At 66.5% G+C, this 13329-nt stretch carries 13 protein-coding genes; 5 read left to right on the top strand and 8 right to left on the bottom strand.

The features are described 5' to 3' along the window. Positions 1-18 precede the first annotated feature (18 nt). Entirely contained in the window at positions 19-1134 is a 1116-nt protein-coding gene (cfa, locus tag AC06FB_RS09900; RefSeq protein ID WP_065175474.1) for a cyclopropane fatty acyl phospholipid synthase, read from the top strand. Positions 1135-1245: 111 nt separating this feature from the next. On the opposite strand, the gene AC06FB_RS09895 is transcribed toward cfa, so the two are convergent. Continuing rightward, positions 1246-3414, bottom strand: coding sequence for a M3 family metallopeptidase (locus AC06FB_RS09895; protein WP_053516910.1), 2169 nt, complete (start codon positions 3412-3414; stop codon positions 1246-1248). A gap of 118 nt (positions 3415-3532) precedes the next feature. Between AC06FB_RS09895 and AC06FB_RS09890 the strand changes: the two genes are divergently transcribed. Beyond that, positions 3533-4024: a glutathione peroxidase gene (locus tag AC06FB_RS09890; protein ID WP_263175064.1), complete on the top strand. Its 492-nt coding sequence runs from the start codon at positions 3533-3535 to the stop codon at positions 4022-4024. A gap of 49 nt (positions 4025-4073) precedes the next feature. On the opposite strand, the gene AC06FB_RS09885 is transcribed toward AC06FB_RS09890, so the two are convergent. The 4 genes from AC06FB_RS09885 to AC06FB_RS09870 all read right to left on the bottom strand — a co-directional run bounded on the left by AC06FB_RS09885 (position 4074) and on the right by AC06FB_RS09870 (position 8284). Further along, entirely contained in the window at positions 4074-4853 is a 780-nt protein-coding gene (locus AC06FB_RS09885; protein ID WP_053516913.1) for a ferredoxin--NADP reductase, read from the bottom strand. A 79-nt stretch (positions 4854-4932) separates the two neighbouring features. Next, positions 4933-6783 (bottom strand): ABC transporter ATP-binding protein, encoded by a 1851-nt coding sequence (locus AC06FB_RS09880; protein ID WP_197600301.1) that lies wholly within the window; start codon positions 6781-6783, stop codon positions 4933-4935. Positions 6784-6901: 118 nt separating this feature from the next. Beyond that, positions 6902-7351 carry a carboxymuconolactone decarboxylase family protein gene (locus AC06FB_RS09875; RefSeq protein WP_478053634.1) on the bottom strand — a complete coding sequence of 150 codons (450 nt, stop codon included), beginning with the start codon at positions 7349-7351 and terminating at the stop codon, positions 6902-6904. 36 nt (positions 7352-7387) lie between these two features. After that, positions 7388-8284 (bottom strand): RNA polymerase sigma-70 factor, encoded by an 897-nt coding sequence (locus tag AC06FB_RS09870; protein ID WP_053516916.1) that lies wholly within the window; start codon positions 8282-8284, stop codon positions 7388-7390. Between the two features lie 158 nt (positions 8285-8442). Here AC06FB_RS09870 and AC06FB_RS09865 point away from each other — a divergent pair, with 158 nt between their 5' ends. The 3 genes from AC06FB_RS09865 (at position 8443) to AC06FB_RS09855 (ending at position 11103) form a co-directional block, all read left to right on the top strand. Beyond that, positions 8443-9960: a fumarate hydratase gene (locus tag AC06FB_RS09865; protein ID WP_053516917.1), complete on the top strand. Its 1518-nt coding sequence runs from the start codon at positions 8443-8445 to the stop codon at positions 9958-9960. Positions 9961-10068: 108 nt separating this feature from the next. Beyond that, a complete protein-coding gene (locus AC06FB_RS09860; protein WP_065181994.1) occupies positions 10069-10410 on the top strand; it encodes a hypothetical protein in 342 nt (113 codons plus the stop codon). 57 nt (positions 10411-10467) lie between these two features. After that, complete coding sequence (locus tag AC06FB_RS09855; protein WP_065181963.1) at positions 10468-11103, top strand: glutathione S-transferase family protein; 636 nt, start codon at positions 10468-10470, stop codon at positions 11101-11103. Between the two features lie 66 nt (positions 11104-11169). Here AC06FB_RS09855 and arsC read toward each other — a convergent pair whose 3' ends face one another. The 3 genes from arsC to AC06FB_RS09840 all read right to left on the bottom strand — a co-directional run bounded on the left by arsC (position 11170) and on the right by AC06FB_RS09840 (position 13271). Beyond that, a complete protein-coding gene (gene arsC / locus AC06FB_RS09850) occupies positions 11170-11511 on the bottom strand; it encodes an arsenate reductase (glutaredoxin) (RefSeq protein WP_111187118.1) in 342 nt (113 codons plus the stop codon). Further along, the gene (locus AC06FB_RS09845; RefSeq protein ID WP_053516921.1) at positions 11511-12665 is read right to left on the bottom strand and encodes a phospholipase A; all 1155 of its coding nucleotides are present in this window, start codon (positions 12663-12665) and stop codon (positions 11511-11513) included. The genes arsC and AC06FB_RS09845 overlap by 1 nt, the downstream gene beginning before the upstream one ends. 120 nt (positions 12666-12785) lie before the next feature. Further along, positions 12786-13271: a DUF456 domain-containing protein gene (locus tag AC06FB_RS09840; RefSeq protein ID WP_053516922.1), complete on the bottom strand. Its 486-nt coding sequence runs from the start codon at positions 13269-13271 to the stop codon at positions 12786-12788. Positions 13272-13329: the final 58 nt, after the last annotated feature.

Raw genomic sequence — 13329 nt, 5'->3', positions numbered from 1 at the left:
CGCAGACGAGGAGGGGGCGTGGATACAGGGTTGCAGGAGCGGGTCAGCGGCCTGCTCCACGAAGCCGGGGTCCGCATTGGCGGCTCCCGGCCACAGGACATCCAGGTACATGATCCGAGGTTCTTCGCACGGGTCATGGCGCACGGTTCGCTCGGCCTGGGCGAGAGCTACATGGATGGCTGGTGGGACGCCAACGTCCTGGACGAATTCCTGGTCCACCTCATGCAGGCGCATCTGGACGAACGGGTGCACGGCTGGCGGGAAGTGGCCGACGCGCTGAAGGCGCGCCTGTTCAACCTGCAGGCCGGGCAGGGAAGCTACGAAGTCGGCCGTCGCCACTACGATCTGGGCAACGATCTGTACCAGGCGATGCTGGGCCGGCGCCTGGTGTACAGCTGTGGCTACTGGCGGCAGGCCGATGACCTGGACGCCGCACAGGAAGCCAAGCTGGACCTGGTCTGCCGCAAGCTGGGATTGCGCCCGGGCCAGCGGGTGCTGGATATCGGCTGTGGCTGGGGCGAGGCCCTGAAGTTCGCTGCCGAACGCTATGGAGTCAGCGGGGTCGGTGTAACGATCTCGCAGGAGCAGGCGGAATTCGCGCGCGAGCTGTGCGCCGGTCTGCCGATCGAGATCCGCCTGCAGGACTACCGCGCGCTGGACGAACCCTTCGATGCGATCTTCTCGATCGGCATGTTCGAGCACGTCGGTGACAAGAACTACCGCAGTTTCTTCGAGGTGGCGCGGCGCTGCCTGTCGCCACGTGGCCTGCTGCTGCTGCACAGCATCGGGACCAACGTGTCGCGGCATCGTACCGATCCGTGGATCGCGCGCTACATCTTTCCCAACTCGATGCTGCCCTCCGCGGCGCAGATCAGCAGGGCGTTCGAGGGGCGGTTCGTGTTGGAGGACTGGCACAATTTCGGCACCGACTACGACCTGACCCTGCAGGCGTGGCGGCGCAACGTGGAAGCGGCGTGGCCCCGGCTGGATGCGCGCTATGACGAGCATTTCCGGCGGATGTGGCGCTTCTATCTGGCCGGTTCGATGGCGACCTTCCGTTGCCGGCACGCGCAGTTGTGGCAGCTGGTGCTGTCGCCGGAAGGTGTGCCGGGAGGCTATGTGGCGCCGCGATGAAGCCAGAGCGGGGGCAGATCCCTTTCGCAGAAAAGGGCTCTGACCCCAACCACAACGAAAAAACCGCCCGGTTTCCCGGGCGGTTCTGTTTTCAGCACAGCGTACCGGCGATCAGTTGCCGGTGCCGGTCAGGCCACGCTTCTCCAGCAGCGGTTCGATCTGCGGCTCGTGGCCGGCGAAATCGCGGAACAGCTGCATCGCGTCGACGCTGCCGCCACGCGACAGCAGGGTGGCGCGGAAGTGGTCGCCGTTCTTGCGGCTCAGGCCACCGTTCTCGCGGAACCACTTCTGGGTGTTGGCGTCCAGCACTTCCGACCAGATGTAGGCGTAGTAGCCGGCCGAGTAGCCGCCCATGATGTGGCTGAAGTACGGGGTCTTGTAACGCGGCGGAACCGGTGCGTAGTAGATGCCGTCCTTCTCCAGCGCGGCGCGCTCGAAGGCCATCACGTCCTTGGCGGCCGGCACCTGGTCCGGGCCGATCTGGTGCCAGCGCTGGTCCAGCATGGCCGCACCCAGGTACTCGGTGGTGGCGAAGCCCTGGTTGAACTTGGCCGCGGCGATCACCTTGTCCAGCAGTGCCTGCGGCATCGCCGTGCCGTTCTGGTAGTGCTTGGCGTAGTTCTTCAGGATGGCGCTGTCATCGGCCCACATCTCGTTGACCTGCGAGGGGAACTCGACGAAGTCACGCGGCACCGAGGTGCCCGAGAAGTACGGGTACTTCACGTTCGAGAACATGCCGTGCAGGGCGTGGCCGAATTCGTGGAAGGTGGTCGTCACCTCATCCCAGGTCAGCAGGGTCGGCTGGCCGGCCGGCGGCTTGGGGATGTTGAGGTGGTTGGCCACCACCGGCTTGAAGCCGGTCAGCTTCGACTGCGAGACATACGAGTTCATCCATGCGCCGCCGCGCTTGGAGGCACGGGCGTACGGGTCGAACAGGAAAATCGCCAGCTGGCTGCCGTCGGCGTCGAACACGTCGTAGACGGTGACATCATCGTGATAGACCGGCAGGTCGGTGCGCTGCTTGAAGGTGAGGCCGAATTCCTGGTTGGCGGCGAAGAACACGCCGTTCTCCAGCACGTTCTTCAGTTCGAAGTACGGCTTCAGCTGCGACTCGTCGAAGTTGTACTTGGCCTGGCGCACCTTCTCGCTGTAGAAGGCCCAGTCCCACGGCTCCAGCGCGAACGTCGGCTTGCCCGCGGCCTTCTGCTCCTGGTCGATCATTGCCTGCAGGTCGGCCGCTTCGCGCTTGGCGTTGGCCACTGCGGCCGGGGCCAGCTTGCCCAGCATCGCGTTGACCGCCTCAGGGGTCTTGGCGGTCTGGTTGGTCAGGTTGTACGCGGCGAAGTTGGCAAAACCCATCAGCTTGGCCTTGTCGGCACGCAGCTGCATGATGCGCGAGACGATGGCGGTGTTGTCGAACTCGCCGCCGCGGCTGCCACGGCTGACCGATGCTTCGTAGATCTTCTGGCGCAGGGCGCGGTTGGCCAGGTTGGTCAGGGGCGGCTGGCCGGTGGTGTTGAGCAGGGTGATCACATACTTGCCATCCAGGCCACGGGCCTTGGCGGCTTCGGCGGCGGCGGCGATCTGCTCCCTGGACAGACCATCCAGTTCCTTCACGTCATCAACGGTGATCGCCGAAGCGTTCACTTCCGACTGCACGTTCTGGCTGAAGCGGGTACCGAGGTTGGCCAGCTCGGCGTTCATTTCCTTCAGCTTCGCCTTGTCCGCGTCAGACAGCTTGGCGCCGGCGCGCACGTAGTTGTCATAGTACTTCTCGACCAGGCGCACGCCTTCGGCGTCCAGACCCAGCTGCGTGCGGGTGTCATACAGCGCCTGGATGCGCGCGAACAGCTTGCTGTTCAGGGCGATCGCATCGCTGTGCGCGGCGAACCTGGCCGAGTAGTCGGCCTGCAGCTTCTTGCGGGTGTCGTTGGTGTCCGCGCCGACCAGGGCGAAGAACACGGTGGTCGCGCGGTCAAGGATGTCACCGCTCTTTTCCAGGGCGATGATGGTGTTGTCGAAGGTCGGCTTGGCCTTGTTGTTGGCGATGGCCTCGATTTCCTTCAGCTGCTGCGCCATGCCGGCGTCGAAGGCCGGAGCGAAGTCGCTGTCCTTGATCTTGTCGAACTGCGGATAGTGCAGTGCCAGCGGGCTTTCGGCGAAGAACGGGTTGGCCTGCTGTGCGGTGGTGCTGGCAGCCGGGGTGGCGGCGCCGGCGGAATAGGCGGGCAGGGCAAGGCCGAGGGTCATGGCCACGGCAAGGGCAAGGCGGGTGGTCAAGGCGGTACTCCGGTAAGGCAGACAAGTGCCCGAGGTTAACCCGGGGTAATGGGATCGGGCTTGTGTCGAAAGGCATGGGCGGGGATACCATCGGAACCCCCCATTGCGGAGATCTGCCATGACCACTGCGTTCGATTTCGGTTTCGCCGACCTGGACGGCCAGCCGCAGGCCCTGGAGCAGTACCGCGGCAAGGCGCTGCTGCTGGTCAACGTGGCCAGCAAGTGCGGTTTCACCCCGCAGTACGAGGGACTGGAGGCGCTGTGGCGCGAGTACGGCCCGAAGGGCCTGGTGGTGATCGGCTTCCCCTGCGACCAGTTCGGCCACCAGGAACCGGGCAATGCCGAGGAGATCCGCAGCTTCTGTGCGCTGACCTATGCAGTGGACTTCCCGCTGTCGGAGAAGATCCAGGTCAACGGCGACGGTGCACACCCGCTGTGGAAGTGGCTGAAGTCCGAGAAGACCGGCCTGCTGGGGCTGAGCGCGATCAAATGGAACTTCAGCAAGTTCCTGGTCGGACGCGACGGGCAGGTGCTGAAACGCTACGCGCCGACCGACAAGCCGGAAAGCCTTCGCGGGGACATCGAGAAAGCGTTGCAGTCCCGGCAGTAAGGGCTGCCGCTTCCCGCAGCAGCGCCGGACGCAGGCCCGGCGCTACGGGTCACTTCTCGACGAAGGCGCGCTCGAACACGTAGTGACCCGGCTGGCCGATGCGCGGGGAGACCTGGAAGCCACGGGCGTCGAGCACCGTGCGCAGGTCGGCCAGCATCTGCGGGCTGCCGCAGATCATCGCGCGGTCATTCTCCGGGCTCAGTTCCGGCAGGCCCAGGGTGCGCTGCATTTCCCCGCTTTCCATCAGCGAGGTCAGGCGCCCCTGGTTGGCGAACGGTTCGCGGGTGACGGCCGGGTAGTACAACAGCTTGTCGCCGATCATCTCGCCGAGGAACTCGTGCTCACGCAGGTCCTTCTCGAAATAGTCGCGGTACGCCAGGTCCTTCTCGTAGCGCACGCCGTGGCACAGGATCACCTTCTCGAAACGCTCGTAGGTCTCCGGGTCCTTGATGATCGACAGCCAGGGCGCCAGGCCGGTGCCCGTGCCCAGCAGGTACAGGTTCCTGCCGGGATGCAGATCGCTGATCAGCAGGGTGCCGGTGGGCTTCTTGCCTACCAGAACCTTGTCGCCGGGCTTGATGTGCTGCAGGCGCGAGGTCAGGGGGCCGTCCTGCACCTTGATGCTGAAGAACTCCAGCTGCTCTTCCCAGTTCGCGCTGGCGATGGAGTAGGCGCGCAGCAGCGGCCGGGCGTCGGTTTCCAGGCCGATCATCACGAACTGGCCGTTCTCGAAGCGGAAACCGCTGTCGCGGGTGAGGGTGAAGCTGAAGTAGGCATCGGTCCAGTGGCGGACCTCAAGCACCGTTTCGGCGCCGAAAGCGGAAGACATGGGCGTATCTGTTGGAAGTCGTCGGGGTAATTCTATCTCAAATGAGACAAGTTCTCATTAGGCGGAACGAGAGGCGTTCTCAGCGGTAGCCGGCGGCCTGCAGCTCGAACAGCTCGGCGTAGCGGCCGCCCTGGGCCATCAGCTGCTCGTGGGTGCCGCTGGCCTCGATCCGGCCATCGGCCAGCACCAGGATGCGGTCGGCCATGCGCACCGACGAGAAGCGATGGGAGATGAGTACGGCAGTGCGATTGTCCGCCAGTTCCCTGAACCGCTGGAATACCTCGAACTCGCTGCGCGCATCCAGCGCTGCGGTCGGCTCGTCCAGGATCATCACCTGCGCATTGCGCATCCACGCGCGGGCGATGGCGATCTTCTGCCACTGCCCGCCGGAGAGGTCCACGCCCTCCTTGAAGCGACGCCCGATCAGCTGGTCGTAGCCGCGTGGCAGCGACTCGATCACTTCCTGGGCCATGCCCCGGCGCGCGGCATCGGCAACCCGTCCCCGGTCCGCCATCGCCTCGACCTGGCCAACGCCGATGTTCTCCCCGGCGCTCAGGTTGTAGCGCACGAAGTCCTGGAAGATCACCCCGAGATTGGCGCGCAGGTCATCCAGGTCATAGTCGCGCAGGTCCCGGCCGTCGAGCAGGATGCGCCCCTCGTCGGGCTCGTACAGCCGTGCCAGCAGTTTGACCAGCGTGGTCTTGCCGGCACCGTTCTCGCCGACCAGTGCCAGCACTTCGCCGGCATGCAGCTGGAAATCGAGGTGGCGGACGGCCCATTGCTCGGCATCGGGATAGCGGAAGCCGACGTTCTCGAACACGAAGCCCTGGCGGATGGGCTGCGGCACGGCTGCGGCGCCCTCGCGCGAATGGATCTCCGGCTGGATCTGGAAAAACGAGAACAGATCGTCCAGGTACAGGGCCTGGCTGGCCACCTGCGAGAAGCCGATCAGCAGGCCCTCCAGCAGCTGGCGCAGGCGCAGGAAGCTGCCGGCGAGGAAGGTCAGGTCGCCGATCGAGAAATCGCCGCGCACCGTGCGCCAGGCGATGTAGGCGTAGGCGGTGTAATAACCCAGCGTGCCCAGCGCGGCCAGCAGGGTGCCCCACAAGGCACGGCGCCGGGCCAACGCCCGGTTGGCCTTGAACAGCGCCACCGACAGGCTCCTGTAACGCTCCACCAGGAAGCGGTGCAGGTTGTAGATCTTCACTTCCTTGGCCGTCTCCACGCTGGCGCCGAGTTGGCGCAGGTAGTCGAGCTGGCGGCGCTCGGGCGTCCATTGGAAATTCAGGCTGTAGCCGGCGGCGTTGAAGTGCGATTCGCCGATGAAGGCAGGCACCAGGGCCAGCGCCAGCAGCAGGATCAGCCACGGCGCGTAGACCAGCAGGCCCACCGCCAGGCTGACCACCGTGATGGCGTCCTGCACCTGGCCGAACAGCTGGCTCATCAGGTTCATCCGGCCCATCGTCTGGCGTCGTGCGCGGTCCAGCTTGTCCTGCAGGTCCGGATCCTCGAAGTCCTCCAGATCCAGCGTTGCGGCGTGCTCCATCAGCCGGATGCTGGTGGCGTTGGCGAACAGCTCCGACAGCAGGGCATCGGCGTAGGCCACCATCCGGCCCAGCAGGTCGGAGACGATGGCCAGGCCCAGCTCCAGGGCCAGCAACCCGAGCAGCGGATTGAGCAGGCCGCTGGCCAGGGCCTCGCCCAGCGGCGGAAAGCCGGCGTCGTGCCGGCTCAGCTGCAGCGCGCTGTCGATGATCAGCTTGCCCACATACAGCATGGCGACCGGCAGCAGGGCACGGATCAGGCGCAGCCCCAGGCTGACCAGGGTCAGTGCGGGGCTGGTCTTCCACACCAGCCGCAGGAACGGTGGCACGTTGCGCATCGCATTGAAGCGCTGGCGCAGGCTGGGTTTCTTTTCGGCTGAAGGCATGTCGCCATTGTGCGCGCCGGAGCCGTGGCGAAGGCATGAATGCGACGCCCGCAGGGAGCGCGCGTCAGCGCGCCACCGGTGCGGAGCCGCGCTGGGCGAGGCCCCGCACTCTTGTGGATCAGGGCAGCGGCGGCAGCAGGCCGGCGCCGAGGCGGTTCCAGGCGTTGATCACCGCGATGCCCATGCTCAGGTCGCTGATGCCCTTCTCATCGAAGTGCGGTGCCAGCGCATCGAACGCTGCCTGCGATGGCGCGGCCTCGGTGAGCCGGGTCAGGGCCTCGGCCCACCCCAGCGCAGCGCGCTCACGCGCATCGAAGAAGCGGCTTTCGTGCCAGGCGGGCAGGGTGTCCAGCTTGCGCGGCTCGATGCCACTCTTGCGCAGCGCCGTGCCGTGCATGTCCATGCAGTAGCCGCAGCCGTTGAGCTGCGACACGCGCAGGAACACCAGTTCCATCAGGGTCGGATTGATCGAACTGTCATGCACTGCCTGGCTGGTATCGAGCAGGCCCTTGAAAGCCTTGGCGGCCAAGCGGGTATAGGGAACGCGGGGTGAGGCGGGGTTGGACATCGTGGGCTCCACGGCGGCCCCGATGGCCGCCTTCCCTTACCAGGACGCCGCCGCGTCTGCGTGCGTGACAACCGCGGGCAGTTTTTCCGGATTGAGCACGCTGTACAGGCGCGCGATGCGGCCATCGATCACCTCGATGGTGGTGACCGAATGCAGGCGATCGCCGTCGAAGCCCAGGATCGCCGGCTCGCCGTTGACGTAGCCCAGCCGGGCCGGGTGCGTGCCGCCACGGCGGGCAATGGCCCAGAACAGGCGGCCGATGCGTTCGGCACCCCGCAGCGGGCGCACCGCTGCGGTGACCACGCCGCCTCCATCGGAGACCATCAGCGCGTTGGCATGCAGCAGGGCCTGGATCGCCTCGCTGTCGCCACGCTGCGACGCATCCATGAAGCGTGCCAGCAACTGCCGGTGCTGGCCGGCGTCGGCATTGAAGCGCGGCCGGCCGGCCTGCAGCCGCTGCCGGGCCCGGTGCACCAGTTGCCGGCAGTTGGCCTCGCTATGGCCGATCAGGTCGGCGATCTCGCGATAGTCGTGGTCGAACGCTTCCTTCAGCAGGAACGCGGCGCGTTCCTCCGGGCCGAGCTGTTCAAGCAGGGTCAGGAAGGCCACCGATACATCATCAGCCAGGGCATGCAACTGGGCCGGGCCGGGCGCCGGGTCCGGCTCCAGGGTGACCGCCATCGGTTCAGCCAGCCACGGGCCCACGTAATGCGCACGCTCGCGCTTGGCCGCACGCAGACGGTCCAGTCCCAGGCGTGTGGTGGTGGTGACCAGCCATGCCTCGGCATCGCGGACGCTGGCCGGGTCGGCGCCGGACCAGCGCAGCCAGGCGTCCTGGACGACGTCCTCGGCGTCGGCGCGGCTGCCCAGCAGGCGGTAGGCGAGGGCCATCAGGCGCGGACGGTGGGTCTGGAAGGCGGTTTCGGCGTTCATGCGGGCAAGGACGCCGCAGCGGGCAGGGGCGTGACAAGGGCTTGGGGTCAGATCCCTTTCCCCGGGAAAGGGTTCTGACCCCACAGACTCTACCCGCAGCCGGGGAGGGGGTAAAATGGGCGGATTACCCCCGCCAGCCTCGAGCAAGCGAGCAAGCCGTGACATCGATCAAGCAGGAAGACCTCATCCAGTCCATCGCCGACGCGCTGCAGTACATCTCGTACTACCACCCGGTCGACTACATCAAGAATCTCGCCGCTGCCTACGAGCGCGAGGAGTCGCCGGCCGCGAAGGAGGCGATGGCCCAGATCCTGATCAATTCGCGGATGTGCGCCGAAGGCCATCGTCCGATCTGCCAGGACACCGGCATCGTCACCGTGTTCCTGGAAATCGGCATGGATGTGCGCTGGGACGACGCCACCATGGGCGTGGAAGACATGGCCAATGAAGGCGTGCGCCGCGCCTATCTGCATCCGGACAACAAGCTGCGTGCTTCGGTGCTGGCGGATCCGGCCGGCAAGCGCATCAACACGAAGGACAACACCCCGGGCGTGGTCAACGTCAAGGTCGTGCCGGGCAACAAGGTGGATGTGATCGTGGCCGCAAAGGGTGGCGGCTCGGAAGCCAAGACCAAGTTCGCCATGCTCAATCCGTCCGACTCCATCGTCGACTGGGTGCTCAAGACCGTGCCGACCATGGGGGCCGGCTGGTGCCCGCCGGGCATGCTGGGCATCGGCATCGGCGGCACCGCGGAGAAGGCCATGCTGCTGGCCAAGGAAGCGCTGATGGAGCCGATCGACATCACCGAGCTGCAGGCCCGTGGAGCGTCCAACCGGATCGAAGAGCTGCGCCTGGAGCTGTACGAGAAGGTCAATGCGCTGGGCATCGGCGCGCAGGGCCTGGGTGGCCTGACCACGGTGCTGGACATCAAGATCAACGATTACCCGACCCACGCGGCCAACCTGCCGGTGGCGATGATCCCGAACTGCGCCGCGACCCGCCACGCGCACTTCACCCTGGATGGCAGCGGTCCGGTGATGCTGGATCCGCCGTCGCTGGAGGACTGGCCGAAGCTGACCTACGACGCCTCCAAGGGCACCCGGGTCGACCTGGATACGATCACGCCGGAGGATGTGGCCAGCTGGAAGCCGGGCCAGACCCTGCTGCTCAACGGCAAGCTGCTGACCGGCCGCGACGCCGCGCACAAGCGCATGGTCGACATGCTCAACAAGGGCGAGGAACTGCCGGTCGATCTGAAGGGACGCTTCATCTACTACGTCGGCCCGGTCGATCCGGTGCGCGACGAAGTGGTCGGTCCGGCCGGCCCGACCACGGCAACGCGCATGGACAAGTTCACCCGCCAGGTGCTGGAACAGACCGGTCTGCTGGGCATGGTCGGCAAGGCCGAGCGCGGCCCGGCTGCGATCGAGGCGATCCGTGACAACAAGTCGGCGTACCTGATGGCGGTCGGTGGCTCGGCCTACCTGGTGTCCAAGGCGATCAAGGCGGCCAAGGTGGTCGGGTTCGCCGATCTCGGCATGGAAGCGATCTACGAGTTCACCGTGCAGGACATGCCGGTGACGGTGGCGGTCGACTCCACCGGTGAATCGGTGCACAAGACCGGCCCGCGCGAATGGCAGGCCCGCATCGGCAAGATTCCGGTGGTGGTGGAGTAAGCGCGGCACACGCTTGGTGGCAAACGGCGCCTGTTGGCGCCGTTTGTCGTTTAACGAGCCGGCACGGAACATCTGCTAGTTTCCATGCGACTCGAACCGGGAACGTTCATGCCGCTGTTACGGAACTTCGCGCTTGCCGGGCTGTTCGCACTGGTCGGCTGCAGCAGCACCTCCTCCTCGTATGAAGGAGCGGATTTCAGCGCATCGGCGCAATGCCGCATGCAGTGCCAGGCCAGCCATCGCAGCTGCATGGCGCAGGCGGACAGCCTGGGCAGTCGGCAGAGCAGCTGCGAACAGCAGATGGCTCCGGCTGCCGACAAGCGCTGCAAGGACATCGCCAATGCCGATCTGCGCCGCTCGTGCGAACTGAAGGCGCATGACTGCACGCTGCGGCAGCCGATGATGAGCTGCGGCGAACGTCGCGACACCTGCATGAGCAGCTGCGGTTGAGCAGTGGCCGCCGGGCGGGCGCATAATCGCTGGCTCTACCCGCAACGGATCCCGCGCATGAGCACCACCCTGTATGGTTCGTCGAGTACCGCTTCGCTGGTCGTGCACTGGCTGCTGATCGAACTGGGCATCGAGCACGAACTGGTGCTGCTGGATTTCGACAGGCGCGAGCACAAGGCGGCGGACTACCTGGCGTTGAATCCGGCCGGGAGGGTGCCGACCCTGAGGATCGATGGCCTGCTGTTGACCGAGGCAGCGGCCATCGCGCTGTACCTGGCCGACCGCCATCCCGAAGCGGGGTTGCTGCCGGCCGTGGGCACGCCCGCGCGGGGCGAGGCCTATCGCTGGATGTTCTGGTGCGCCAACACCCTGCAGCCTGCCTATCGTGCATGGTTCTATCCGCACGAAGCGGCGGGCGAGGCCTGCGTGGAGGCAACGCGTGCGATGGCCCGGCAGCAGCTGGAGGCGGCCTGGCAGCATGTGGCGGCGCACCTGCAGGCGCACGGGCCTTACCTGCTGGGCGACGCGCCCAGCGTGGTCGATTTCATGCTGGTGATGCTGATGCGCTGGTCGCGCAACATGCCCCGGCCCACTGACACCTGGCCGGTGCTGAAGGCGCACGCAACCGCGCTGAAGGCGCGCCCCGCCTTCGCGGAAGTCTATCGACGCGAAGGCATCAGCGACTGGCGGTGATCGCCGGCGTTGAGCCGAGCGCGTGCCGCCGGGCATGGCCCGGCGCTGCCGGGTGGTGCGTCCGGGCTACAGGATCTCCAGCACCGTTTCCGGCGGGCGGCACAGGCGCGTGCCCTTGGCCGTGCGCACCACGGGCCGGTTGATCAGGCGCGGGTGCGTCGCCATCGCCGCCAGCAGGGTCGCCTCATCGGCCCCGGCCAGCGCCAGACCGGCAAACTCCGGTTCCTTGCTGCGCACCAGGTCGGCGGCGGCCAGCCCGGATTCGGCAAGCAGCTGGCGCAGGGTCGCCACGTCGGGCGGTGCCTGCAGGTACTCGATCACCTCCGGCTCGATGCCGGCGTCGCGGATGAGCTTCAGTGCGCCGCGCGAATTGCTGCACGCCGGGTTGTGCCAGATCGTCACGCCCATCAGAACCATTCCAGCAGCGACACGCCCACGCCCACGTAGGTGGCCTTGTGGTTGTAGTCGATCAGGCTTTCGCCGTATCCGTCGAAGACCTGGATGTGGCCGCGCAGCAGGTTGCTGATCGGGAAACCGTAGTCGAGCTGCAGGGCGCCATGCGAACGGTCGCCGGTACGCAGCGAATGGCGCGCCATCAGGGACACTTCGTGGCCATTGCGGTTCCAGATCAGGGTCGCGTCGCCGCGGCCCATGTAATCCTCGATGTCCGGGTTGTTGTCATCGCTGCGCGTTTCGGGAATGCGGTACCAGGGCCGCAGCACCAGCGCCCAGTTCTCGCGGTCCAGCCCGACGTTGAGCATCACCCGGTTCCAGCTGCGCGAAAGGGGATCGGCGCGGCCGTTGGACTGATGGTTGAGGCTGATGCCGGTCATGCGTCCGCGCCAGCCACCAATGGAGTAGCCGTTGCGGAACACCATCATCACTTCCGGCTCGTAATTGGTCTCGCGGAACGGGCGCGAATTCTCGGCGTTGTAGGCCTGCCAGCGCGAGCTCTGGGTATAGCCGGCCCAGATGTCGCCGTTGTCGCCGAACAGGTTCTCGGCGATCTTGGTCTTGAAGCTGATCTGGAACTTCAGCTCGGCACTGTCCAGCGCCTGCGGCTCGGTCACGCTGTTGGCCGGATTCGGCGACTGCGGCATCTGGTTCTTGTCGCTGGTCCAGAACGCCGGCAGCAGGTACACCGGCTTGTAGGCCCGCAGCTGGAACGGTCCCAGCTTCGAGTCTTCCGCCAGTTCCCAGCGGCTGTCCAGCAGGGAACCGCGGCCTGCATTGGCCAGGGCGCTGTCGTCGGGGGCGGGGCGCAGCACATCGCCGACCCGCGCCCGCAGGTTCTCTTCGCCCTGGCTCAGGCGGGCGGCGCGACGCTGTTCGCGCAGCGCCTGCGCGGCCTGCTGCGCGGCGGCATCGGCCTCGGCGGTGGCCGGTGCGGTACGGCCGAACAGGCGGTCGTAGCACGACAGCCGGGCGGCGTCGGTTTCAATGGCAGCGCAACCGGCCGGCGTGGTGGTCGTGGCAGGCGCGATTTCCTGCGCGGCCAGCGGCGCGCTGGCCAGGGCAAGCGCCAACGGCGCCAGACGGGGGAGCAACGGCGGGAGGGTCATTGCAGCAGGCCCTTCGGGATGACTACGGGAAGACGCACAGTGTGGCGGCTGCCCGCAGCAACGGCCAGCCCCATGGAGTTATGCCCGGCGCAGGTGTGCGCGTGGCGTGAAGATCGTGCGTTACAGGAACCAGGCGAACGCGAACAGGCCCAGCATCGCGATGACCATCGCCAGTTTCAGCGCCAGGCCCAGCAGGATGCCCAGCCAGGTGGCGAGGCCAACCTTGGTCGAGCGGCCCAGCTCGCGCGTGTGCCAGTACTCGCCCAGCAGAGCGCCGACCAGCGGGCCGGCGAACAGGCCGATGGGCATGAAGAACAGACCGGCGATGCTGCCGATGAAGGTGCCCCACAGCGCCTTGCGGCTGGCCCCGACACGCTGGGCCCCGACCACCGTGGCCAGCACATCGGCCAGCAGTGAAAGCAGGGTCAGCACGCCCAGTACCAGCAGGGTCGGCCAGCCGACATGGGTGAAGCCGTCGGCCCACGCTGCCAGCAGCAGGCCGACGAACACCAGCGGGATGCCGGGAAGTGCCGGCAGGACGATGCCGGCAATACCAACGAGGACAAAAATGACCGCTAGCAGATACAAGATGAATGAGAGGCCCATGCTGTCCCGTATGGTTGTCTTTTTGGGGTTGACAGTGAAAGATTTTGCCAGTTGCTTT

Source organism: Stenotrophomonas sp. Steno-C15, assembly GCF_056393265.1.
This window is presented reverse-complemented; position numbering and strand designations above follow the sequence as displayed.

Coding starts and splice junctions, on each gene's coding strand:
- AC06FB_RS09860 (WP_065181994.1), top strand. CDS start 10,069: ATGCCGCTGTTACGGAACTTCGCGCTTGCCGGGCTGTTCGCACTGGTC.
- AC06FB_RS09855 (WP_065181963.1), top strand. CDS start 10,468: ATGAGCACCACCCTGTATGGTTCGTCGAGTACCGCTTCGCTGGTCGTG.
- AC06FB_RS09885 (WP_053516913.1), bottom strand. CDS start 4,853: ATGTCTTCCGCTTTCGGCGCCGAAACGGTGCTTGAGGTCCGCCACTGG.
- AC06FB_RS09845 (WP_053516921.1), bottom strand. CDS start 12,665: ATGACCCTCCCGCCGTTGCTCCCCCGTCTGGCGCCGTTGGCGCTTGCC.
- AC06FB_RS09875 (WP_478053634.1), bottom strand. CDS start 7,351: ATGTCCAACCCCGCCTCACCCCGCGTTCCCTATACCCGCTTGGCCGCC.
- arsC (WP_111187118.1), bottom strand. CDS start 11,511: ATGGGCGTGACGATCTGGCACAACCCGGCGTGCAGCAATTCGCGCGGC.
- AC06FB_RS09880 (WP_197600301.1), bottom strand. CDS start 6,783: ATGCCTTCAGCCGAAAAGAAACCCAGCCTGCGCCAGCGCTTCAATGCG.
- AC06FB_RS09870 (WP_053516916.1), bottom strand. CDS start 8,284: ATGAACGCCGAAACCGCCTTCCAGACCCACCGTCCGCGCCTGATGGCC.
- AC06FB_RS09840 (WP_053516922.1), bottom strand. CDS start 13,271: ATGGGCCTCTCATTCATCTTGTATCTGCTAGCGGTCATTTTTGTCCTC.
- AC06FB_RS09890 (WP_263175064.1), top strand. CDS start 3,533: ATGACCACTGCGTTCGATTTCGGTTTCGCCGACCTGGACGGCCAGCCG.